Here is a 23,447-nt window from a genome sequence, read left to right as displayed (position 1 = left end):
GATTAGTTCTTTTTAACCTGAATAGCATTCAGGCCCTTTGCACTGTGCTCGGTTTCGAATGTCACCATATCGCCTTCCTTGATCGGCGCGCTTAGCGCATTGGCGTGTACGAAAATACTTTCCTGGGTCATCAGGTCTTTAATAAATCCGTATCCTTTGGACGTGTTGAAATAAGAAACGCGTCCTTTACGAAGTGGAGCTGCCTCCTGACCACCGATATTCCGGGAGCCGATGACAATATCATTTTCGTTAATGACGGCTTTTTTCCGGGTCGGATCGGGCGGTACCGTAGTGATGTTACCATTTTCATCCACGTACGCCATCATGTCATCCAACGATGCCCCGGATTTGGCGTTTGCTTTGCGGTCAGCTTTGCGCTGTTCCTTTTCCTTTTTCTTTTGGTCTTTCTTTTTTTCGTTCTCTCTTTTACTGAATGTTTCTGCCATAGGCTATTATTAGGGTTAATATTTAGTGTTCAAATACGCCAACAACGTTTTTCTAGGGAAAGTTGCGCTATCAAACCGATAAAGCGCACTGAAGCTGGATTAGGCGTACGAAGTCGTCTGTAAAGATACAATTCCTGGAGCGGATTGCACGGCAATAGTCATGTTACGACTATTTTAATTTTAGCCGTTCCTTCGCAATCGTCTGAAAATACTGTAAAAATCAGGTGCTTCCGGTCTTTGCGATCAGCGCCAACCGGTCCGGCAACTACTGGTTTGCAAAACGCAGCACCATGCCGTATGACTCGACGCCGTCCACTACCACTTCCGGTGTGCCGGTGCCATCCATAGCAGCCCGTTTAATCTGATGCGTTTTTGCACCCGTGTCAGGATCGCTGGCGGTCTCCGACCAGTAAATCATGCTGTTTCCACGGTCTACGGCAATCGCGTCGGGGCGGGTGACGCCGTCTTCGCGGTCGTACAGTACGAGCGTACCTCCGTTGATCGTTCCCTGAACAATTTTTTGCAACCCTTCGTCCGCCCAGAACAGTGAGCTCGAGGGCTCGTCATAATACAACGCCGACGGATTCTGAAGACTCAGAATGCTGCTGCCGAAAAGAATACCGCGGGAACCGGTTCCGTCGGTACGGGCGGCCCAGATAGAAGCCTGGTCGCCCAGGTCGGAGAAGTACAACAAGTGGTTTTTGTTGTCGATCACCAGACCGTAGCAGTAGTCTATGTACTCGCGGTAGTTGTACATGGATCCCGAAGCGTCGCCACCGGCCAGGGGACCACTTTTTAACTGACCCGTGCCCGAGTTGGCCCAGTACAGCAGTTTGTTTTGTACGTCGATGGCAATGGCCGTCGGCATGTTTACACTGTCTGCCTCGTCGTAGAGTACGGTGGGGCTATCCGAGCCGTCGAGGTTCAGGCGCAACACGCGGTTGTTGGTCTCTTCCACCGTGTAGAGGTGACCGTTGGTAAAATCGATCGTCAGTCCCGCCAGCGTGTCGAGCCCATCATTGGCATCAAACAACGAGGTGTACGTGCCGATGTTGTTCAGGTCTACCACGCCCACTTGCCGACCGGAATAGTCGGTGAAGTAAAGGTGTGTGGCCTTGGGATATGTCGGGTCTGTATTGGTATCGGCGCAAGACGCCAGCAATACGAGCAGCGGCAGAACAACAGCAGAAGAAAACGATCGTGTAAAGTTCATGAAGTTCGACAAGGGAATATTCGGGTTAGGGTGTGTGGCGCTTATGCCGGTACTTTTACCAGCTCGGCCAGCTTCTTAACGGCAACGTCTACATCCTCCTGCGTGTTGTATTTGCTGAAGGAAAAACGTATCGCGCCGCGCCTGGAATCGGGATACAACGCACCGAGAACATGCGAGCCTGTAGTCGCCCCGCTCGAGCAGGCGCTGCCGCCGGAAGCGGAAATGCCCTGCAGGTCGAGGTTGAACAACATCATGTCATTCTCTTCCGACTCGGGCAGGCTGACGTTCAGCACCGTGTACAAGCTGCGGTTCAGGTTGTCGGAGTCGCCGTGGAAAGTCACGCCGGGTACCTGCTCCTTCAACTGGCCGATCATACTGGCTTTCAGTTGCTCGATGTGTTTTTTATGGTCATCCATGTCGCGGTAAGCGATTTCCAATGCTTTTGCCAGGCCCACAATGCCATACACGTTCTCGGTACCCCCACGCATGTTGCGCTCCTGGGCACCACCGTGTATGAACGGCTGGATTTTTTTGTCCTTGCGGATGAACATAAAGCCCACGCCTTTGGGACCGTGGAATTTGTGCGCCGCCGCCGCGATGCCGTGCACCTTCAGGGCGCCGAGGTTGTGCCGGTAGTGGCCCATCGTCTGCACCGTGTCGGAGTGGAAGTACGCGCCATACTGGTCGCACAACTGTCCTACCCGGTCGATATCCAGCAGGTTGCCCACTTCGTTGTTGGCGTGCATGAGCGACACCAACGCCCGCGGATTTTCCTGTAACAGGACTTCCAGGTGGCCGATGTCGACATGGCCCTTTTCATCCAGGTTCACCATGCGTAATGCGATCTTGCGCTGCGCGGCCAGAATTTGGAGCGTGTGCTCTACCGCGTGGTGCTCGATCGGCGACGAAATGAGGGTCTGCACACCGTAGGTCTGCAGGCCGCTGGCAAGAATGGAATTGTCGGCTTCCGTACCACCCGAAGTAAAGATGATCTCACCGGGCGTACAGTTTAACAATTCTGCAATTTTTTTACGGGCGGATTCAATGGCCGCCCGCACCTTGCGTCCGTGGGCGTGGGTCGATGACGGATTTCCGAAATCTTCCAGCATAAAAGGCTTCATGGCCTCGAAAACCGTCGGGTCCAGCGGAGTGGTGGCAGCATTGTCCAGGTAAATGCGCATGGCTAGCTAAATGTTAATGAGTCGACCCCAAAGGTACGGTGCATTGGGGAAATGCCGTAGTATTTTTTAGCTGATGATCTCCTTTATATCGGAAATGATCTTACGCGCCAGATTGTCAGCTTTCGCTTCCAGGTCAGATTCGGCATAAATGCGAATAATGGGCTCCGTATTCGATTTCCGTAGGTGTACCCACTCCTTGTCGAATTCAATCTTGACTCCGTCTATCGTATTAATCGGCTGATTTTTGTACTTCTTCTGTACTTCTTCCAACACCTTATCTACGTCAATGCCGGGAGTCAGCTCAATTTTATTTTTAGAGATGATGTACGCCGGGTACTTGGCGCGCAGGCGCGACACCGTCGTGTCGGACTTGGCCAGGTGCGTCAGAAAAAGAGCGATGCCCACCAGCGCGTCGCGGCCGTAGTGCAGGTCGGGGTAGATCACCCCGCCATTGCCCTCGCCACCGATCACGGCGTGAACGTCTTTCATCATCGTTACCACGTTCACTTCGCCAACCGCGGCAGCGGAATATTGACCCCCCGCCTTTTCCGTCACATCGCGCAGCGCGCGGGTGGACGACAGGTTTGATACCGTGTTGCCTTTTTTCTTGCTTAACACATAGTCGGCCACAGCCACCAGTGTATACTCCTCGCCAAACGGCGTCCCGTCTTCACCCACCAGGGCCAGACGGTCTACATCCGGATCAACGACAATGCCAAGGTCGTATTTGCCTTTTTTAATCTCCCGGATGATGTCCGTCAGGTGCTCGGGCAGCGGCTCGGGATTATGCGGAAAATGTCCCGTCGGCTCGCAGTGCAGTTCTTTTACTTCTACGCCCATGGCCTTAAGCAGCATCGGCACCGCCGTACCGCCCGTGGAGCACACCGCGTCGACGACCACGCGATACCCTTTGCCCGCAACGGCGTCGACATCTACCAACGGCAGGGCCAGGATGGCGTCGATATGTTTTTTCAAATATTCGTCTTTCTTCACGTAGCTGCCGAGCTTGGTCACGGCGGCAAAGTCAAAGCCTTCGGCTTCGGCGATCTTCAGCAGCTCCTCGCCGTCCTGGGCCGAGATAAATTCGCCTTTTTCATTCAGCAGCTTCAGGGCATTCCACTGTACCGGGTTGTGGCTGGCGGTAAGGATTATACCCCCGGCAGCGTTCTCCCACGGCACCGCCATCTCGACGGTAGGGGTAGTAGACAGTCCCAGGTCTACCACGTCTATACCCAGGCCCTGCAAAGTGGCCGTTACCAGCGCGCTTACCATTTCGCCCGAGGGGCGCGCGTCGCGGCCGATCACGACCTTGGGGGTGGCTGTTTTTTTCTTCAATACGGTGCCATAGGCAGCCGCGAACTTTACAACATCTACCGGTGTGAGGTTATCACCGGTTTTGCCACCGATGGTACCCCGGATACCTGAAATTGATTTTATGAGCGTCACGTGTTGGATGGTTTTAAGCGGACGGCAAAAATAGTAGAAAATTTCGTCAACCCACCCCCGCGTGGTACCTTCGCTGCCAGCCGTATGATCTTCTGTGCCTGTTGGGGGACACGCCGTAAAATTTGAGGGTATATGGCCTGAATACACTCTATGAAAAAAAACGTATCACAACCCGACCTGCGTCGTGCCGACAAGGTAAAAGCTTTTGACCGTCTGCTTACCATCATGGATGAGCTCCGCGAGAACTGCCCGTGGGATAAAAAGCAGACACTCGAAAGCCTGCGCCACCTCACCATCGAAGAGACCTACGAACTTTCCGACGCCATTCTCGAGGGAGACCTGACGGAAGTCAAGAAAGAGCTGGGCGACCTCATGCTGCACAACGTATTCTATGCACGCATTGCCTCCGAGCAAAAAGCCTTTGATGTAGCCGACGTACTCAACGCCATCTGCGAAAAGCTTATCGAACGCCACCCGCACATCTACGGCGACACCGTAGCGGACGATGAAGAAGCCGTCAAAGCCAATTGGGAAAAGATCAAGCTCAAGACCGGTAATAAATCGGTACTGGAAGGTGTACCCACTTCGTTGCCGGCCCTGGTAAAAGCCATGCGTATCCAGGACAAGGCACGCGGTGTAGGCTTTGACTGGGAGCGCAAAGAGCAGGTGTGGGAAAAGGTCGAAGAAGAAATGCAGGAGTTTAAGACCGAGTTTAATACGGAGTCCAATAAGGCTATCGACAAAGAAAAAGCTACCGCCGAGTTTGGCGACCTGCTATTCTCCCTGGTCAACTATGCCCGTTTTGTCGGCATCGACCCGGAAGAAGCCCTCGAACGCACCAACAAAAAATTTATCAAACGCTTTCAATACCTCGAAACCGAATCTGCCCGCGACGGCAAGCAGATGGGCGAAATGACACTCGCCGAAATGGACGTGTATTGGGAGCGCGCTAAAGGGAAGGTGTAAGCGTGCCCACAAAAGCCTCCACGTCGTGTACCCAGGCGGATTGATTCCCCGGGATAAAAACATTGTGGCCCGCCTCACGATATATCTTTAATGTTTTGGGTTTGGGCAGGTTGGCAAAGATGCGTTCTGTCTCTGCCACCGTCACCCGTTCATCCTGCGCACCAAACAGTAATAACGTCGGGCAGGTAGCCTCCTCGGCGTAATCGGCGGGGTTGTGCGCAAAGGCCCAATAACCGTGCTGCACGCCACCCCAAAAAGTCAGCAGCCCCGCCATGGGGAAGCTGGGCACGTGCATCAGGTTGAAGCGGGCGCAGACGGTATTATACAATGCCCCGAAAGGGCACTCCAACACCGTGGCAGTCGGTTTGATGCCATCGTCGCGCATGGCTTTCAGTACAGCCACGGCACCCATCGACGTGCCAAAGAGGATAATGTTCTGTTCCCCCGTATCGGCGAGGTAATCAAAACAATCCTTTACCTGCGTCGCCTCGGTATATCCCACCGACGTGCTGTTACCCTCCGAACCACCCGAACCGTAAAAGTCGACCAGCAGGGTGTGATAGCCCATCTTGCGAAATTCCGCGGCACGACCTAACAATGACGACTTTTCGCCGGCATAGCCGTGAAACAGTATCACGGTACCCTTGGCGCCGGGTTGCGCGATGCGCCAGCATTGCAACTTGCCCGAGCTTTGTACATATACCGTTTCAAAAGCATCGGCAGGCTGCTCTTTCGCCTGCGGGCGAGGATTGTCGATGCCGGTAAAAAGCAACCCGGCTTTGGCAAAGACAGAAAGCTCTTCGGGGTCTTTGGTGCGAACGACATCCGGGGAAGAAAAATGCGTGAACGTATAGGCGTGTAAAAAGGCCACTGCATTCATCGCTGCGAAGGCGACTATAATAATAAGGATGAGCTTTGTTCTATTCTTCATTTTAAGCACTCACAGAAAGGTCTTTAACGTGCCAACCTCACGGATCGTTTCGAGCCTGGTTCCACCATCCCCGGCCATCGTCTGGCTTCTTAACAAAAACATCACACCGGACCTGGCGAAAATATATACAAGTGTTAACCTTTTGGGGTGCATTTTTACAGGATGGCTGTTTTTTGATCTCCCGGAAGCCGTTACCTTTACCTTTCGCTTACCCCGCCCATGAGCCACAAGAAATACCGCGTTGAAACTAACTGCCTGAACTGCGGTGCCGAAGTAACACGTAAATTCTGCCCCGAATGCGGTCAGGAGAATATCGAGCTGCGCGATTCTTTTGTGCATATCGTGGGCCATTTCATTTCCGACTACTTACACTACGACTCGAAGTTCTTTAAAGGGCTGCTGCCGCTGTTCACCCGGCCCGGCTACCTGACCCGTCAATACCTGGAGGGCAAGCGCGTCAGCAACATACACCCCCTGCGCCTGTTCTTTTTCTGTACCATCTTCATGGTGTTGATCTCCAACCTCTATTATCACAAGTTCGAAGAGGTTATTCGCCAGGAGATCATCACACAGGAAAAGGTATCCTCTGCCGACTCGACCCAAGCTTCACCCCGGAAAAAACAGTTCGGGGTCAGCATCACCACCCGGGACGATGGTAAAGACGGCGCGAAAACACCTGAGCAAATGATGCAGGATGCGCGGGCCGGCCTCGCGGAGTTCTTTCACAACATCAAGTACATTTCGTTCTTCCTGCTACCGGTTTATGCCCTGATCTTTAAGCTCTTTTACATACGCCGCAAGACGTATTACGTTGACCACCTGATTTATACCATGCACCTCCAATCGTTTGTGTACATTCTGATCTCGCTGTTGCTGGCCCTCCTGCTGTGGGTGACACCGGCGTGGCGCGGCTATACTGGCGGGCCGCTCATAGGCGTTGTATGCGTATACGTGGCAATATCGCTGCGGCACGTGCATGAACAGTCCTGGTGGAAGAGTATTCTGAAGGGCATCTTTGCCGTGATGCTATGCCTGTTTATAACGGCAGTAGTGTTCACCGGCTACATCGTCACCCGAGGAATTTTATAGCATAACATATTGTTCGCAGACCATGATACAACTATCACACAGACCCCGACGGAACCGAAAAAGTGCAGCTATACGGGCCCTGGTGGAAGAGACCAAAGTAACAACCGACGACCTGATCTTCCCGATCTTCCTGCTGGACGGTAAGAACCAAAAGGTGGAAGTCGCGTCAATGCCCGGCATTTTCCGGCTGTCGACCGACTTGGTATTGAAAGAAGTCGAAGAATGTCTGAACTTAGGCATCCGGGCGTTCGACATCTTCCCGGTAGTGGAAGAGTCGCTGAAAGATAAAACGGCCACCAAAAGCTATGATTCAAACTTCTTTTACCTGCGGGCATTGCGCGAGGTAAAGAAACAATTTCCCGAAGCTTGTATCATGACGGACGTGGCCATGGACCCCTACAGCTCGGACGGCCACGATGGCCTGGTAGAGGACGGTAATATCCTGAACGACGAGACGCTGGAGATCCTAGGCAAGATGGCCCTGGCACAAGCCGAAACCGGCATCGATATACTCGGCCCGTCCGACATGATGGACGGACGTGTAGGCTACCTGCGCGAAGTGCTCGACAACAATGGTTTTACCGACGTGTCGATCATGAGCTATACCGCCAAGTATGCCAGCGGCTTTTATAATCCGTTCCGCGATGCCCTGGATTCGGCACCAAAGTTCGGCGACAAAAAAACCTACCAGATGAACCCGGCCAATAGCCGTGAGGCCATGATCGAGGCCGCGCTGGACACCGAAGAGGGAGCCGACTTCCTGATGGTGAAACCGGCGCTGGCATACCTGGACATTATTAAATTATTGAAAGACAACTCCGACTTACCTATCGCTGCCTACAACGTCAGCGGTGAATATTCGATGGTGAAGGCGGCGGCACAGAAGGGATGGCTCGACGGCGAGCGTGTGGCGAAGGAAATGCTGCTGAGCATGAAGCGTGCCGGGGCAGATATTATTCTGACCTATTTTGCCAAAGAGTTTGCGCAGGCCGTGAAGCGTCAATAGTCCCTATCCCCCTTTTATGCGCCGCAAGACCCCTCTTCTTGTTTTGCTTCTTCTCCTCCTGTCACTGACGGCGCTGCCGCAGGGATTGCGGCTGTCTGACAGCGGCTGGGTGGTGGTAAAAGGAAACATGATGCATTGGCGCGACGCCACCGGCGAGCTGACCATCGATCGTATCCGCGAGATGCAGCTCGACTCGCTACCGCCGGCTGACGCACCCAACTTTGGGTTCGACCGGGCGGTGCATTGGTTCCGGTTTGATGTAACAAACGACTCGCACGAAAAGGACTGGATGATGGAGGTGAACTACGCACCGCTCGACCACATCGACTTTTACATGGCTTCGGACTCGTCGCTGACATGGGTGCACAAGATTTGTGGTGACACCCTGCCGATCTCCTCCCGCACCCTGCGCCATCGCCACCCCGTGTTTACGTTCAGCCTGCAGCCAGGCGAGTCGAAGTCCATTTATTTGCGCGTGCATACCGTGTCGTCGGTGCAGTTGCCCGTAACCTTCTGGCATCGCCGGGCATTCCTCAACGGTATTTATAACATTCAGTTGATAAACGGCCTCTTCTATGGAGGCATGATCCTGATGATGCTTTACCAGCTGTTCCTGTTCTTTTCCGTACGGGATAAGATCACATTCTACTATGTCTGCACGCTGCTGACGATGATCAATATCGTCGCGTACTTTCAAGGATATACCTTCCTGTACATCTTTCCCCAGACGCCTGTTTTAAACGACGTCTTTGCCATGTTCTCGGGGCCGGCATTTGTCACAGCCTCCACCATGTTGACACGGTCGTTCCTGAACCTGCCCAAATTCAGCCGCTTACTGGACCGTCTCATGTTGCTGAATATGTCGCTGAATGTTCTGGCGGGCATTCTGATGTTTATTTTCTTCCGCAAGATCTCGTACCAGTACCATCATTACTTTATCCTGATCCACTGCATGTTGTCCCTGATCAGCGCAGGGTATTGCTTCTATAAAAAATACCGGTCGGCCCGCTATTACCTGATGGCCTGGATCACCATCCTCACCGCCACGTCTGTCTTTACCATGAGCAACCTGGGATTTGTGCCCGGGTATATGAGCACAAACTACAGCGGCCTGATGATCGGCTGCATCTTGCAGATGCTGTTCATCTCCTTTGCGCTCGGCGACCGCTGGAATATTCTGGAGAAGGAAAATCGTCGTGCCAAAGAACTGGAGCTAAAACGCAATCAGGACGAGAACGAGCGCCTGGAAAAAGAAGTGTTGTTACGCACCGAAGAGATCCAAAACAAGAGCGAGCGCCTCGAAGAGGTAAACCGGGTAAAAGACAAGTTGTTCTCCGTTGTATCACACGATATCAAAGGACCGCTCAGCTCATTGCAACTGGCACTCTCGTTACTGCGTGCCGGCGACGTAAGCGCCAAAGAATTCCAACAGCTCTCCAACTCCCTGGAGGAGCGCTTCAGCCACACCACGGAGTTCATCGAAAACTTATTGCAGTGGGCTACGCTCCAGCTGAAGGGCGAGTCGTACGAACCGTCACAAATCAACCTGTCCGACATTGCCGACGAAACCGTGTCTCTGCTGACTACCGAGATCAAGCGCAAGAACATTACCGTACGCAACAATCTCCATAGCTATAAGCTACAAGCGTATGCCGACCTGAACATGGTCCGGTCAGTGCTGCGCAACCTGTTTACCAATGCCATTAAGTTTACCGGTGAGGATGGCATGATTACACTTTCTTTCCTCCGCACAGACCGCCAGGTGATTATCTCTGTGGCCGACACGGGTGTAGGGATACCGGCGTCACATCGCAACCGGCTGTTTACGCTCAACAGCATTACTACGCCGGGCACCAGCAAAGAAAAAGGTACCGGCCTCGGCCTGCTGCTATGCCGCGAGTTCGTTGAAAAGAACGGCGGCCGCATTTGGTTTGAGACCGCGGAAGGCAAAGGCACCACATTCTTCTTCTCGCTGCCGGAAAGCGACCTGGCTATACGCCAGAGTATGGCAAACGGATAGGCGCGTCTACTGCGGCTGTTTGGCTTCTACCCATTGAAAGTCGGGGGCCTGCGGAAACTTGGCAAAGGCCCCGTGAACAAACTCGCTCGGAATCGTCAGCTTGCGTTTTTCCATATCGATCCAGGCGCCGTCTACGGTAAGGATCGCGCACACCGCACCATCTTCACGCGTAATGTTATGACGCAGGCTCCAACGGCCGTAATCGCGTGTCGCCTTGATTACTTCGGCGTCTATCGTGATCTTATCTTCGAGCTTGATCTCACGACGAAAGACGGCCTCCTCGCGAAAAAGAATGGGGCCGATCTTTAATTCTTCGAGCTTGGCGGTAGTCAGGCCTTCCGACGACAGCAAGGCCATGCGCATCATGGCGCCGTAGTCGTAGTACACCGAGTGGCGCATGTGGCGATTCTGATCGATGTCAGACCAGCGGATCTGTATGGGCAGGATAAATTTTTCCATGGGATGTATCGACATTAACAGTGGTCAAGGTACTATTTTGGGAACATTATTTTATAGAACTTTAGCAGGTAAACCTTTGCTTGTTTATGCTTTCGTTGCGCCACGTTCATCACATCGCCATCATCTGCTCATCGTACGAAGCCTCCAAACGGTTTTATACAGAAATCCTGGGCTTTACCGTCGTGGGCGAGTATTACCGCGCCGAGCGCAACTCGTATAAGCTCGACCTGGCGCTGAACGACACCTATACACTGGAGTTGTTTTCTTTCCCGAACCCGCCCCCGCGGCCCTCGGGCCCCGAGGCCTGTGGCCTGCGCCACCTGGCCTTTGCCGTAACCGACATCGAGGCCGCCGTAGCCACGCTGCAGAAGAATGGCATAACGCCCGAGCCCATACGCATCGACGAATATACCGGCAAGCAGTTTACATTCTTTCGCGATCCTGACAATTTACCCCTGGAGCTTTATGAGTCCTGAAATGCTTCGCCTCAGCGACTACGTCGCCCGGTTCAATACGTTATTTCCCGACCTGTCGCACCTGCTGCCCTGGCAGGTCGTCGCTGCCGCGTCGGAAATCCTGAGTGACAAGATCAAAATGTTGCCCGACGACTATGCCGTGCAGGGATTGGTGGCTATTCATAAAGATGCCCGGGTGGAAGAGCATGTTATTCTCAAAGGACCCGTCATCATCTCCGCGGGCTGTTTTATCGGCGCGCATGCGTACATACGCAACGGCGTGTATATTGGTGAGAAGACCAGCATCGGCCCGGGCTGCGAAGTAAAGTCCAGTTTTATTATGCCGGGTGCTGCACTCGCGCACTTCAACTTTGCCGGCGACTCTATTATCGGTACCGGCGTCAACATGGAGGCCGGCTCCATCATTGCCAACCACTACAACGAACGCACGGACAAACTTATCGACGTCATGCTCCAGGGCCATCGCTATGCCACCGGCATTACCAAGTTCGGCGCGTTGGTAGGCGACAATACCAGAATCGGTGCCAACGCCGTACTTTCACCTGGCACCATTCTTACACCCCGCAGCATTGTACGCCGGTTGGAGCTGGTGGAACAAGTAACCTACCCGGCATAACGGCATGTTTTCAAACCGCAAGATCGTCCTCGTCATCATCCTGCTGATCACGCTCAGCATCACGGCCTATGTATTGATTGTCGTCATCCCGGCACGCCTGGCCGAGAAGGCCTACGCCGGCGCGCGACAATTGGGACAAGACTTTCGTGAGGCGTTTCATTTTACACCCGAGGTGACGGTCAACAACACAGTCGTACTGCAGCAACAAATCCCTATTCTGGAGCTGGCTACGCTGTCGCAGAAGTTTCAACACCGGTACGAGTGGCGCAACACGTGGATGAAGAGCACAAAAAAGATCGAGATCACGGGTACATTCGAAGCCAAGGCTGGGTTTGATCTGCAGAAAAAATTCGCCATTTCCATAGACGACACCGTGGCCACGGTAACCCTGCCCGCGCCGCAGTTGCTGTCGCTCGAATCGCAGCCCGACGTTACCTTCCGTGACGAAAATGGTATTTGGAACTGGGTCGATGCCGCTGACCGCTCCGCGGCCATGAATGCGTATTCGGCCGATGCCCGGCGGTATGCCGAACAGGCGCCCTTTGTCGCCGACGCGCAAAAGGCATTTGAGGTTCGCATACGTGAAATCCTGAAACAACACGACAAGCATGCCGTGATCCGCTATACATCCACCGAAACAATCGAGCGGCGCTGACATAAAAAAAGCCACTCCGTAGAGTGGCTTACATCCCGTCTGGTTATTACAGGACAATTTAAACAACCTTTTTCCGGATCAGCTTCGCATACGTGCGGCTTACCGGGAAGCTTTTGCCGTTCTGCATCTTTACCACCATGCCGCCGTTGAAATGCTTTTCGATTTCTTTCAGGCTGTTGATGTTGATGATCGTACTGCGGTGCACACGGATAAAAATTTCCGGGTTCAGAATTTCTTCCAGTTTACCAATACCCGACGAGCTTACGAATTGATCGTTTTTGGTCGTGAGGATGGTATAATCGCCGGAGGCTTCGAGGTATACAATTTCATCTACCGGCAGGTTGAGCAGCTTTTCAGACTTTTGTACGAAGATGTGTGAGTCGTACGAAGTCTTGTTTTCTGTCTTCATGTTGCGCAGCAGCTCGCCCACATTATTTTGCTCCATCTTCATGCGGGCAATGGCGCGCTCAACACCCTGTTTGAACCGTTCCTGGTCCAGTGGCTTGAGGATATAATCTACGGCGTTTTTCTCAAAGGCCTTGATGGCATACTGGTCGTAGGCCGTGCAAAATATAACATAGGGGTCGTGGGTGATCTCGTCCAGCACATCAAAGCCGGTCATGCCAGGCATCTGTACGTCGAGAAACACCAGGTCGGGTTTTTCTTTGTCGATCAACTCTACGGCTTCCTTCCCTTTGGAAGCTTCACCAATGATCTGGATGTTCGGGATCTGCTGTATATATTCCTGAAGCAGGTCACGGGCCAGTTTTTCATCGTCTACGATAACACAGGTTATATTCATGAAACTACAATTTAGTTATGGTGAGGTTGATATATTCTGTTTTCATAGAGGGGTCTACACGGCTTTACTATTGAGCTCCGCGACGGCGGGCTCCTCAAACGGTATGAAGAAGCTGACAGAATACCCCCATTCATTGGAGTGTATCCGCAAGCCCGAACCGGGACCAAAGATACTTTTCAGGCGCTCGTCCGTGTTCTTCATACCTACCCCACTGGAGCTGCCGTCCATTACCTTCTTGGCATTAGAGCCAAGACCGTCATCTTTGACCTCGAAAAATATCATATTGTTAAAACGCTTCACGGTTAAAATAATCGTACCGCCATCATCCTTGGGGGCGATACCATATTTTACCGAGTTCTCCACCAGCGGCTGAAGGATCATCGGCGGGATTTCCACACTCAGGCATGAGAAATCGACCTGCTTGACGAACTTCAGACGGTCGCCAAAACGTACCTGCTGAATGCGAATATAGTTGTCGATAAAGTCCAGCTCGTGTATGAGCTTGACCATCTGGTCGCCATGCGAGTCGAGCGCATAACGGAAGATATCGGACAGTTGGGTGATCACCTTGCGGGCCTGCTCTTTACTGGACCCGATCAGGGTATTAATGGAGTTAAGGGTATTAAACAGAAAGTGCGGGTTGATCTGCGATTTGAGCAGTGAAATCTGCATTTCCCGGTTCTTGAGGGCTAGTTCGCTTTTCTCTTGCTCCTGGTGCTGCACGCCCTGGAAATAGCGAATGACGTAGTACACGCCAATGGTAATGATATACTGGTCGTGGAAGTGGAGCCCCTCCCATTTCAGCAGCCCGATGATGTGCTCGCGCCAGTAGTCCCAGCCAGTATAGCCCTCAACATAGGTTTCCAGGTAATAAGACAGGGTACCCATTGCCAGGAAGTGGAACATGGCTCCCACTGCGTGACCGGCTATTTGCACATAGATATTAAAACGAAACAGCCAGTTGGTATAGAAAAAGATGATGATGATAAAAATACAGAGCGCCTCAAACAACTGCAGGGCATTCCAGAAGATATAGGTCGGCTGGTTTTCAAGCTTCCACTTCATAAAGGTGCCCACGCCGTAATTGGCGGCAAACCAGAAGCAAAGCACCAGGTAGGCTCTTTTCCAGATACGGGGTATTTCTTCTAATGACTTCAAGCCCGGCAAATTCATGATTAAAAGTAAGCAATGAAATGCAAATACGTTTAGGCTGAATTATTGGCGTTAAATCTGCAAAATGAGGGATTATCCTACAAAGTATTTGAAAGAAACGGTTTAATGGTCAACTTGACCGCTTATTGCTACTCTCTGCATGCGGTTTATCCTCATTATTGGCCTCTTCTGCGTCATTTTACCGGGTTGGACGCAGAAAATAGCCTTAACCGGAAAGGTTTCCGATACCGACACGGGTGAACCCCTGCCCTATGCCTCTATGGCGATTAAAGGCAAGCCCGTGGGCACCATTGCCAACCTGCAGGGTGAATTTGATTTCTACTTTGAGGCTGCCTATCGCAATGACATCCTGGTCATTAGTATGCTGGGGTACCTCAACTACGAAGCCCCCGTCTGGTCGCTCCTGGCCGAACAACCCCTTCAGATCCGGCTTACCAAGTCGATCACGATGCTCGAGGAAGTGGTCGTAACCGACTCGCTGGATAAAGGCGGCGAAATCTTCCGTATAGCGCTGTCGCGCATCGACCAGAACTTCCCCATGCAGCCGTTCCTGATGGACGGCTTTTACCGCGACGTAAAAAAGATCGGCGGCACCAGCATCGCCCTACTGGAAGCTGCTGTCAAGATATACGACGACAACTACGCCGAGCCCCGTAACAAAAACAAATTGCGCGAACGTGTCAAGCTGGTAGAGGTACGCAAGAGCATTGGCTACGACAACAAATTTACCTCTTACTTTGGCCAGACCAACCTCCTCGAAGACTTACTGCTGCACAACAACATCCGTTACCGCCAGATCGAGGCCGACGAAGAGTTCCTCGCCAGCATGACCCGCGAGCCCGACTCGCATTACAACGGACACGACATTTTCGTCGTCAGCACCACCGACCAGTTCTTCCTGAAAGTATATATCGACAAGACCGATTACTCCATCGTCCACCTGGAATTTGAAATGGAGACTGCCGGCGACAACCTGGCGATCCGAAAGGGCATGGTCAGCAAATACCTCAAGTATACCAAAGCCATCGACTTCCGCCGCTACCAGGGCAAGATGTACCTGAACTACATCACTGTCAACTCCCGCGAACGCTGGCACGATGAACGGACAGACGAGCCGAAGTTTGAAACTGAATTAGTACAGCATTTAGTAATCAACGAGATTCACGCCGATACCAAAAGCCGCATCGGCGCTACGGAGAAGATGCGCAGCTATGGGCTGCAATACCAGGACTATCCGTACAACAAAGAGTTTTGGGCGAGCTATAACGTACTAAAGGAAACGACGCTGGACGCAAAAATCCGGGAAGACCTGGAGAAGATCGCGCCGTTGGAGCAGCAGTTTGCAGACGAATAACAGTTCCGGATAAACCCGTACCGACTGCCCGAGGGACGTTTGCAAAAGTGTCTTTAATTACTATAATTTTCCCGTTCGCTGATTAGCCCTAGTTATTTTCGGGAGTTTCACTACTTTTAGCATTCTATCAGAAATCTTCCTTCCGCGGTACGCATCAGCTTGTCTCGTTTATATTTTGCTGATCCGTTATTGTCGTTTCAATTTATTGCGCATGGCAAAAAGCAAAAGGAGTCTACAACCCGTTTTGACGGACAAACAATTAAAAAAATCCCCCACTGGCATCACTGGCCTTGACGAGATTACCCATGGGGGCTTGCCCCAGGGACGACCGACACTTATTTGTGGGGGTCCCGGCTCTGGCAAAACCTTATTGGGGATCGAATTCATCGTGAACGGCGCATTGAAGTTCAAAGAACCCGGCGTGATCGTTGCGTTTGAGGAGAAGAGCGATGAGCTTGCTACAAACGTGGCCTCGCTCGGGTTCGATCTCAGCAAGCTGCAGCGGGATAAAAAGATCAAGATCGATTATGTACACGTCGATAAGACCGAGATCGAAGAAACCGGCGAGTATGATCTTTCGGGCCTGTTTATCCGCCTGGAACATGCCATCACGAGCATCGGTGCAAAGCGCGTTGTGCTGGATACGATCGAGAACTTATTCGGTGGTTTGTCAAACGACGGCATCCTGCGCTCGGAAATACGACGGTTGTTCCAGTGGCTAAAAGACAAAGGTGTTACCACGATCATTACCGGCGAACGGGGCATCAATACCCTGACACGGCAGGGGTTGGAAGAGTACGTATCGGACTGTGTGATCTTGTTGGAGCATCGCGTGCGGAACCAGGTGTCAACCCGCCTGCTACGGGTGGTGAAATACCGGGGCACGGTGCACGGCACAAATGAATATCCTTTCTTGATTGATGAAGATGGCATTTCAGTATTGCCGATCACTTCGCTGGAGCTGAAATATCCTGTATCCCGGGATAAAATCGCGTCGGGTATACCATCGCTCGACCAGATGCTGGACGAGGGCAGGGGATTTTTCCGCGGGTCCAGTATCCTGATTTCGGGAACGGCCGGCACCGGCAAAACCAGCATTGCGGCGTCTTTCGCCAACGCGGCATGCCTGCGCAAAGAGCGGTGCCTGTTCTTTGCCTTTGAGGAATCTCCCCAGCAAATCGTGCGCAACATGCGGTCCATTGGCATGAACCTCGAGGCGCACGTCGAAAACGGCCTGCTACAGTTCCATTCTTCACGGCCTACCGTGCACGGCCTGGAAATGCACCTGGTAGAGATCCACAAAAAGATCCAACAGTTTAATCCCCGCGTCATCATACTCGACCCGATTACCAACCTGGTCACGATCGGAACGGTCAGCGAGGTCAAGGCGATGCTGATACGGCTTATTGACTTTCTGCAGAGGAAGCAGATAACGGTGCTGTTTACAGCGCTGACCTTAAACAGTTCTGTAACAGAGCAAACGGATGAAGGCGTGTCATCGCTAGTAGATAGTTGGATTACCGTGCGGGATCTCGAGTCGAACGGCGAGCGCAACCGCGGCCTATACATCATGAAGTCCCGGGGCATGAAACACTCCAACCAGGTGCGTGAGTTCATCATTACCCGTAAAGGGCTGGAGCTGGTGGATGTCTACCTGGGGCCTAATGGCATACTCATCGGCTCGGCGCGCGAAGCGCAGCAGTTGGAAGAAGTAACAGGCCAGGCATTGAAATCACATGGGCACACTCGCCGCGACCGCGAGATTCAGCGCAAGAAGACCGTGCTCGAAGCCAAGATCGCCAGCCTTCAGGAGGAATTCGAGTCGTTGAAAGATGAGCTATACCGTACCCAACAGGAAGAGCAGCTGCGGCAGGAGATCCTGGAAAAGAACAGGATGGAATTGGTCAAAAAGCGGTACTTAAATGAAAACGCATCAAAAAGCGGAAAAGGCAATGGCAAAAGCAAGTAAAAAATACGAGCTGCGGCTATACATTGCCGGCAATACACCACGATCTGTTACCGCCCTGAACAATCTCAAGCGATATTGTGAAGAGCATCTGAAAGGTATTTATGAGATCGAAGTGATCGATCTGCTGGTGAACCCCCAGCTGGCCGAAGGCGATCAGATCCTGGCCATCCCCACGCTTGTAAAAAAAGTGCCGGAACCCGTACGCAAGATCATCGGCGACCTTTCCAACGAAGAGAAGGTACTGGTAGGCCTCGACATTCGTCCAGCCCGCCAGTAATACGTTAACGTACCAACGCGCTATGGGAGCACCTGCACATTCTGCCCACGAATACGTCCTGAAATTATATGTTTCGGGCGCGTCTCCCAATTCCCTGCGAGCCATCGATAATCTACAGCATATACTGGAAACCCACCTCGCGGGTCGCTATCACCTCACGATCATCGACGTGCGCCAGGATGCCGCCGTAGCGGAACAGCAACAGATCATCGCGCTACCGATGCTGATCAAAGACAGTCCCCTACCGGCACGAAGGCTCATCGGAGACATGTCTGACCTTCGCAAAGTTCTAAACGGCTTAGGCATAAATGGGTAACGTCATGGAACCACAATCCTCCATCCATACACTGCAGGCCGAAATCGATGCACTGAAGACGCAACTGGAAGAAGCCAACGATACGCTCGACGCGATCCGCACCGGCCAGATCGATGCACTGGTAGTGAAGGGCGACGATGGACATGCGCTGTATACACTGCGGTCGGCAGATCACACCTACCGGATCTTTGTCGAGGAAATGACAGAAGGCGCGGTGACGTTGAACGCCGCCGGCATCATTCTGTTTAGTAATGCGCAGTTTGCCGCCATGGTACGGCAACCGTTGTCAAAGGTGCTAGGCTGCCCCTTTATACAATTTGTTGCTGCGGCCGACCGCCCACTATTTGAGCAGGTACTATCGGCGGCCTGGCAGGACTCTGCCAAACGCGAAGAGGTTTTGTTAGGCGACATGGAGTCGCTGCCGGTACAGCTGTCGTTGAAGGTGCTGGATTTTGATGGCGACAAAACGCTGAGCATGATCATCACCGACCTGACGCAACAGAAAAAAACGGAGGAAGAGCTGAAACATAAAAATGAGCAGCTGGAAGCGCTGAACAATGCCTTACTGAGCAGCAATCACGACCTGCAGCAATTCGCCTCGGTCGCTTCGCACGACCTGCAGGAACCGCTGCGGAAGATCCAGGTATTCTCCAATTTTCTAATGGAGCGCAGCTACCACGCGCTGACTGATTCCTCCAAACAGTATATCGATAAAATCATTTCGGCCTCAAACCGAATGAAGACGCTTATCGTCGACATCCTCACCTATTCCCGGCTGTCGGCGAATGACGCACAGCCCGGAGTAGTAAACTTACAGCGGCTGGTAGATGAAATCCTGGAAGATTTTGACCTGAAGATCGTTGAACAGCATGCTGTCATCGATGTGGGCGAGCTGCCCGTTGTAGAAGGAAACCGGGGTCAACTTCGGCAAGTGTTTTATAACCTGCTGAGCAATGCGCTCAAATTTTCTACCCCCGGCAGCAAACCCTATATTTCTGTAACCGCCAAGCCTGTGAAGGCCGTAGAGCTGGGCGTTGCCTTACTGAACGAAGAGGAATATTGTCACATCAGCATACGCGACAATGGCATCGGCTTCGATGAAAAATTTGCGTATGCCATTTTCAGCCTGTTTGAAAAGCTGCACCATAAATCTACCTTTGAAGGGTCGGGCATCGGACTGGCCATTGCCAAAAAGATCATCGACAAACACCACGGACTGATCATTGCCAAAAGTGCACCAGGCAAAGGATCGGAGTTTAGTATTATTTTACCGCTGAAGCAGACCAACCTGAGATGACCATCACGCGTGTAGTATTGGTGGAGGACGATCCCGACGATCGGGATATGTTCTATTCTTTTTTCTCCTCCCGCAAACACCTGAAACTGCTGCCCGCCATGGCAAACGGTGTGGAGCTGGTGGAGTATCTGCAAAACCTCGGTGCCGACGAGGCACTGCCCGACCTCATCATACTTGACCAGAACATGCCGATGATGAACGGACGGCAAACGCTGGCCTTTTTAAAAGCAAACGAGCGGTTTGCCAACATCGTGGCGGTGATTTATTCCACCTATGCCGACAGCAACCTGATCATCGAGTGCAAAAAGCTGGGTGCAGGGATGGTCGCGGTGAAGCCTATAACGGAAGAGGGATACCTGAAAATGATGGATAATTTCCTGCAGCTGGTGCGGAAGTAAAAAAAGGCCACTTTTGGTGGCCTCTCTTTGTAGCATAGGTATAAATACAATTTTATTTCAATTGCGCCAGCGCTTCTTTGATACGCTTCAGCGCTTCGCGCAGGTCTTTTTCCGATGCGGCATACGACAGGCGAATGCAGTTCGGCTCACCAAAGGCGTCGCCTGTTACCAGCGACACATGTGCTTTCTCCAGCATATACATGCAGAAGTCATCGCCGGTCTGAATGGTACGCGTGCCGTCGCTCTTGCCGTAGTAATAGCTTACGTCGGGGAAGAAGTAGAATGCACCTTCGGGGTAGTTCGCTTTGATGCCTGGAATTTCTTTCAACAGCTCGTATACCACGTCGCGACGGCGGCGGTATTCCTCCACCATTTTGTTGGTTGGGGTGATGTCGCCGGTCACGGCTGCCAGTGCAGCGCGTTGTGCGATCGAGCAGTTGGCCGAAGTGATCTGGCCTTGTACTTTGTTACAGCCATCGGCAATCCACTTGGGAGCGGCGATGTAGCCCACGCGCCAGCCTGTCATGGCGTAGCCTTTTGCAAAGCCGTTTACCGTAATAGTCTTGTCGAACATGCCAGGCAGTGACGCGATGCTCACTTGCTCGCCCGTATAGTTGATGTGTTCGTAGATCTCGTCAGCTATCACAATAACGCGTTCGTGCTTCAGCACTACTTGTGCAATAGCTTCAAGTTCTTTGCGCGAGAATACGGAGCCTGTCGGGTTACAAGGCGACGAGAAGATCACGATGCGGGTTTTCGGCGTGATCGCAGCCTCTAATTGCGCGGCTGTCACTTTAAAATCGTTTTCGATGGTACCTTTAACGAGTACCGGCGTGGCTTCGGTCAGGCGTACGAGGGCGTCGTAGCTCACCCAGTAGGGCGAGAAGATGACGGCTTCGTCCTCCGGGTTCAGCAGGGCCAGCATGGCGTTGGCAATAGACTGCTTGGCGCCGTTGGAAACGACAATATGTTCGGCCTTGTAGGGCACGTTGTTTTCTTTCTGGTATTTGGCGGCCAGTGCTTCGCGCAGGTCCTGGTAGCCGGCTACGGGAGGATAGGCAAAGTACTTACCGTCATCAATCGCTTTCTTGGCAGCATCACAGATGTGCGCAGGGGTTTTGAAATCGGGTTCGCCGAGGCTCAGGCCGATAACGTCGAATCCTTTTGTCTTCAGCTCACGAGCCTTGGCAGCCATCGCCAGTGTGGCGGATTCCTGAATGGCTTCAATGCGATTGGAAAGTTTGTTCATGGTTACGCAGTTTTCAAAAAAGCGAGCAAAGAAAAGCATTAATGCCCGAACATGGAACCGCAGGCCGCAGAATTGAAAAATTCGTATTAGAGGGGGTTAGACGTTGTTTTTCGTGCAAAAATTAGCCGGCGCAGCGGTCCCGGCCGACTAAAAATCGTCCTCCCGGGCAGAGGCGTGCACCGGAAAGTATTCCTGGAAGAAGCGGTCGTATACGCCCAGCACATCCGGTACAGCGGCTGTTGGTTTGATGGATCGTGCCTCACGCATCAGTAAGGCGTGGGAGGCAGATTGGTATCTGGGGGCGCATGACTTGTCTTCCGGATAGTCGATGAAGCGCAGGTCGTACACTGTGATGCGGTAGCGGTCGTTTTTCAGATCTATTTTCAGCCTGCCTGAGAGGAGCGGCGTTGAGCTTACCAGCGCCCAATGGCCAAAGGCGATGCCGCCATACCGGTTGCCGTCGAACGTGAGCATGTCGAACGACGCGAGCAGCGTGTTATCTTCCAAGGTTATGTCCGACATGCGCGAAAGGTGATTGTAAAACGTACGAACATCTTCCGGGCGGAGTGTCGTATCGATGACGTGCTGCCAGATCAGCTCCTGACCGTCGAGTTTAAAATGACCGTACGTTGTTATTGTCGGTTGCGGCTGCTGGGCGACGGTGGTGCAGCCGATCAGTGAGAGGCAGGTAATCACTATCCAGGGTTTCATAGGGTGGGATTATATAGTCCCTGCCTGCAAGGCCGATGCCAGAAATCACAATCTAAAAGCTTAGCGTTCGCAGTAATTCTTATATGCTACAGCTTAGTGTCTGCCAAAATTTCCGCTTTCTCAGGTCGGCCGGATTGATAGCACTTCGACAGGGCTTTAGTACGGCTTTACTATGGAGTAACAATTGCGAAAAAACCTCGCTAAAAACGTGCTACTCGTGCCACACTGTCAGGCTTGGGTTCGGGGTGAGCTCGGGTGCATTGTACCATACTCACTATAAGCTTACAATAAGGTATCCATAGCTATGGTATAGGTATGCCATAGCTATGGTGATAAGTATGCCCTAAGGTTGGCTAGTTGAAGAGGGTGCGGCCGGTGATGCTCCGTCCGAGGGTGATTTCATCGGCATACTCCAGATCTCCGCCGACAGGAACCCCACGGGCTATGACGCTGATGCGCAAATCAAGGTCTTTGATCCGGCGGTTGATGTAAAAGGCCGTGGTATCACCTTCCATCGTCGGGCTCAGGGCGAGGATGACTTCCCGCACCGGCTCGGAGCCCTGCCCGGGGCTCAACCGCTGCACCAGTGATTCGATTTTAAGATCCGCCGGACCAATGCCGTTTACGGGAGAAATAATGCCCCCCAGCACATGGTACAAGCCCGTGTATTGAGCGGTATTTTCAATCGCCATCACATCCTTCACATCTTCTACGACGCAGATCATACCGCGGTCGCGGCGATGGCTGGCGCAAATGGAGCACGTTTCGCCATCGCAGATGGTGTGGCAACGGCCACAGAATTTAATATTCGCACGCAGGTTATTGAGGGCGTCGGTTAGGGCGTACGTGTGAATTTCCTTGCCTTTGATAAGATGCAGTACGAGGCGCAGGGCCGTTTTTTTGCCTATCCCGGGTAGTTTCGCGATTTGGTTAACAGCCTCTTCTATCAATCTCGACGGGTACTCCACGGCGCTTACGGAACGGTTTAATCAAGTTGGTCTACAGGCAGGACGGTGCCTGCTTACATAATGCGGGCGTCAATGCCCTCTTCACAGATCGCCTCACGCATGGGGCGCAGAAAATCGAAAGTCCCGTGTTTCACGGTGCACTTGCCTTTATAATGAATAAGATACGTGCACTGCTCTGCCTGCTCGTTGGTATGCTTACACACACGGATCAGCGTTTGGATCACGTGCTCAAACGTATTGAAATCGTCATTGAACACGACCAGGTCCATGAGGTCGGTCGTCTCGACGGCTTCCAGTACATCGGTTAACGTTTCTTCCTGGTATTCGGGGATCATGTATGACTCTAAAGTTTTATTACAAAGGTAATGATTTCCCGGCGGAAGTGCGAGCAGCGCTCCGCCGATTTGGTTTTAACAGGAATTTGCTGAT

Annotated in this window: 25 protein-coding genes; 13 read left to right on the top strand and 12 right to left on the bottom strand. The window is 52.4% G+C overall.

Translation table 11 applies throughout. From position 1 onward, the window contains the following. Window positions 1-2: 2 nt before the first annotated feature. From K7P01_RS14615 to glmM, 4 genes are all read right to left on the bottom strand, one after another. Window positions 3-446 (bottom strand): cold-shock protein, encoded by a 444-nt coding sequence (locus K7P01_RS14615; protein ID WP_267294216.1) that lies wholly within the window; start codon window positions 444-446, stop codon window positions 3-5. Between the two features lie 265 nt (window positions 447-711). Then, window positions 712-1,659 (bottom strand): NHL repeat-containing protein, encoded by a 948-nt coding sequence (locus tag K7P01_RS14610; RefSeq protein ID WP_267294214.1) that lies wholly within the window; start codon window positions 1,657-1,659, stop codon window positions 712-714. 41 nt (window positions 1,660-1,700) lie between these two features. Further along, entirely contained in the window at window positions 1,701-2,840 is a 1,140-nt protein-coding gene (locus K7P01_RS14605; RefSeq protein WP_267294212.1) for a cysteine desulfurase family protein, read from the bottom strand. A 66-nt stretch (window positions 2,841-2,906) separates the two neighbouring features. Then, window positions 2,907-4,286, bottom strand: a complete 1,380-nt coding sequence (glmM, locus tag K7P01_RS14600; protein WP_267294210.1) for a phosphoglucosamine mutase — start codon at window positions 4,284-4,286, stop codon at window positions 2,907-2,909. Between the two features lie 150 nt (window positions 4,287-4,436). Between glmM and mazG the strand changes: the two genes are divergently transcribed. Then, the gene (gene mazG, locus K7P01_RS14595; RefSeq protein WP_267294208.1) at window positions 4,437-5,252 is read left to right on the top strand and encodes a nucleoside triphosphate pyrophosphohydrolase; all 816 of its coding nucleotides are present in this window, start codon (window positions 4,437-4,439) and stop codon (window positions 5,250-5,252) included. Here mazG and K7P01_RS14590 read toward each other — a convergent pair. Further along, a complete protein-coding gene (locus tag K7P01_RS14590; RefSeq protein WP_267294206.1) occupies window positions 5,236-6,183 on the bottom strand; it encodes an alpha/beta hydrolase in 948 nt (315 codons plus the stop codon). The two genes, mazG and K7P01_RS14590, sit on opposite strands and share 17 nt — an antisense overlap. 219 nt (window positions 6,184-6,402) lie before the next feature. Between K7P01_RS14590 and K7P01_RS14585 the strand changes: the two genes are divergently transcribed. From K7P01_RS14585 to K7P01_RS14575, 3 genes are read left to right on the top strand one after another with little or no spacing between them, the layout of a single operon-like run. Next, window positions 6,403-7,272 (top strand): DUF3667 domain-containing protein, encoded by an 870-nt coding sequence (locus tag K7P01_RS14585; RefSeq protein ID WP_267294204.1) that lies wholly within the window; start codon window positions 6,403-6,405, stop codon window positions 7,270-7,272. Window positions 7,273-7,294: 22 nt separating this feature from the next. Continuing rightward, entirely contained in the window at window positions 7,295-8,278 is a 984-nt protein-coding gene (hemB, locus tag K7P01_RS14580) for a porphobilinogen synthase (RefSeq protein ID WP_267294202.1), read from the top strand. Between the two features lie 43 nt (window positions 8,279-8,321). Next, a complete protein-coding gene (locus K7P01_RS14575) occupies window positions 8,322-10,298 on the top strand; it encodes a sensor histidine kinase (RefSeq protein ID WP_267294200.1) in 1,977 nt (658 codons plus the stop codon). Window positions 10,299-10,304: 6 nt separating this feature from the next. Here the strand turns inward: K7P01_RS14575 and K7P01_RS14570 are convergent, their stop codons facing one another. After that, window positions 10,305-10,757 carry an acyl-CoA thioesterase gene (locus tag K7P01_RS14570; RefSeq protein ID WP_267294198.1) on the bottom strand — a complete coding sequence of 151 codons (453 nt, stop codon included), beginning with the start codon at window positions 10,755-10,757 and terminating at the stop codon, window positions 10,305-10,307. An 86-nt stretch (window positions 10,758-10,843) separates the two neighbouring features. On the opposite strand from K7P01_RS14570, the gene gloA2 reads away from it, so the two are divergent. The 3 genes from gloA2 to K7P01_RS14555 are packed head-to-tail and all read left to right on the top strand — an operon-like array spanning window position 10,844 to window position 12,504. Next, on the top strand, window positions 10,844-11,233 hold the full coding sequence (gene gloA2 / locus K7P01_RS14565) for an SMU1112c/YaeR family gloxylase I-like metalloprotein (protein ID WP_267294196.1): 390 nt from the start codon (window positions 10,844-10,846) through the stop codon (window positions 11,231-11,233). After that, window positions 11,223-11,849, top strand: a complete 627-nt coding sequence (locus K7P01_RS14560; protein WP_267294194.1) for a DapH/DapD/GlmU-related protein — start codon at window positions 11,223-11,225, stop codon at window positions 11,847-11,849. The genes gloA2 and K7P01_RS14560 overlap by 11 nt, the downstream gene beginning before the upstream one ends. 4 nt (window positions 11,850-11,853) lie before the next feature. Beyond that, a complete protein-coding gene (locus tag K7P01_RS14555) occupies window positions 11,854-12,504 on the top strand; it encodes a DUF4230 domain-containing protein (RefSeq protein ID WP_267294192.1) in 651 nt (216 codons plus the stop codon). A gap of 58 nt (window positions 12,505-12,562) precedes the next feature. On the opposite strand, the gene K7P01_RS14550 is transcribed toward K7P01_RS14555, so the two are convergent. Together K7P01_RS14550 and K7P01_RS14545 are read right to left on the bottom strand one after the other, a co-directional pair. Further along, the gene (locus K7P01_RS14550) at window positions 12,563-13,306 is read right to left on the bottom strand and encodes a LytR/AlgR family response regulator transcription factor (protein WP_267294190.1); all 744 of its coding nucleotides are present in this window, start codon (window positions 13,304-13,306) and stop codon (window positions 12,563-12,565) included. 54 nt (window positions 13,307-13,360) lie between these two features. Beyond that, the gene (locus K7P01_RS14545; RefSeq protein ID WP_267294188.1) at window positions 13,361-14,464 is read right to left on the bottom strand and encodes a sensor histidine kinase; all 1,104 of its coding nucleotides are present in this window, start codon (window positions 14,462-14,464) and stop codon (window positions 13,361-13,363) included. Window positions 14,465-14,618: 154 nt separating this feature from the next. Here K7P01_RS14545 and K7P01_RS14540 point away from each other — a divergent pair, with 154 nt between their 5' ends. From K7P01_RS14540 to K7P01_RS14515, 6 genes are all read left to right on the top strand, one after another. Further along, window positions 14,619-15,833, top strand: coding sequence for a carboxypeptidase-like regulatory domain-containing protein (locus tag K7P01_RS14540; protein WP_267294186.1), 1,215 nt, complete (start codon window positions 14,619-14,621; stop codon window positions 15,831-15,833). Between the two features lie 211 nt (window positions 15,834-16,044). Beyond that, on the top strand, window positions 16,045-17,802 hold the full coding sequence (gene kaiC, locus K7P01_RS14535) for a circadian clock protein KaiC (RefSeq protein WP_267294184.1): 1,758 nt from the start codon (window positions 16,045-16,047) through the stop codon (window positions 17,800-17,802). Beyond that, complete coding sequence (gene kaiB / locus K7P01_RS14530; protein ID WP_267294182.1) at window positions 17,786-18,079, top strand: circadian clock protein KaiB; 294 nt, start codon at window positions 17,786-17,788, stop codon at window positions 18,077-18,079. Before kaiC ends, kaiB begins: the two co-directional genes overlap by 17 nt. Window positions 18,080-18,101: 22 nt before the next feature. Continuing rightward, window positions 18,102-18,395: a circadian clock KaiB family protein gene (locus K7P01_RS14525; RefSeq protein WP_267294180.1), complete on the top strand. Its 294-nt coding sequence runs from the start codon at window positions 18,102-18,104 to the stop codon at window positions 18,393-18,395. A gap of 4 nt (window positions 18,396-18,399) precedes the next feature. Continuing rightward, window positions 18,400-19,692, top strand: a complete 1,293-nt coding sequence (locus tag K7P01_RS14520) for a sensor histidine kinase (RefSeq protein WP_267294178.1) — start codon at window positions 18,400-18,402, stop codon at window positions 19,690-19,692. Further along, window positions 19,689-20,090 carry a response regulator gene (locus K7P01_RS14515; protein WP_267294176.1) on the top strand — a complete coding sequence of 134 codons (402 nt, stop codon included), beginning with the start codon at window positions 19,689-19,691 and terminating at the stop codon, window positions 20,088-20,090. Before K7P01_RS14520 ends, K7P01_RS14515 begins: the two co-directional genes overlap by 4 nt. A 52-nt stretch (window positions 20,091-20,142) precedes the next feature. Here the strand turns inward: K7P01_RS14515 and K7P01_RS14510 are convergent, their stop codons facing one another. The 4 genes from K7P01_RS14510 to K7P01_RS14495 form a co-directional block, all read right to left on the bottom strand. Next, a complete protein-coding gene (locus tag K7P01_RS14510; protein ID WP_267294174.1) occupies window positions 20,143-21,339 on the bottom strand; it encodes a pyridoxal phosphate-dependent aminotransferase in 1,197 nt (398 codons plus the stop codon). A 147-nt stretch (window positions 21,340-21,486) separates the two neighbouring features. Beyond that, complete coding sequence (locus K7P01_RS14505) at window positions 21,487-22,050, bottom strand: hypothetical protein (protein WP_267294172.1); 564 nt, start codon at window positions 22,048-22,050, stop codon at window positions 21,487-21,489. Between the two features lie 353 nt (window positions 22,051-22,403). Beyond that, the gene (gene recR / locus K7P01_RS14500; protein WP_267294170.1) at window positions 22,404-23,018 is read right to left on the bottom strand and encodes a recombination mediator RecR; all 615 of its coding nucleotides are present in this window, start codon (window positions 23,016-23,018) and stop codon (window positions 22,404-22,406) included. 53 nt (window positions 23,019-23,071) lie between these two features. Then, a complete protein-coding gene (locus K7P01_RS14495; protein WP_254085300.1) occupies window positions 23,072-23,353 on the bottom strand; it encodes an ATP-dependent Clp protease adaptor ClpS in 282 nt (93 codons plus the stop codon). Between the last annotated feature and the right edge of the window lie 94 nt (window positions 23,354-23,447).

This window comes from Parachryseolinea silvisoli (assembly GCF_021190955.1).
Taxonomy (GTDB): Bacteria; Bacteroidota; Bacteroidia; order Cytophagales; family Cyclobacteriaceae; genus Ohtaekwangia; species Ohtaekwangia silvisoli.
The sequence above is the reverse complement of the archived record's forward strand: the minus strand, read 5'-3'. Positions and strand labels throughout refer to the sequence as shown.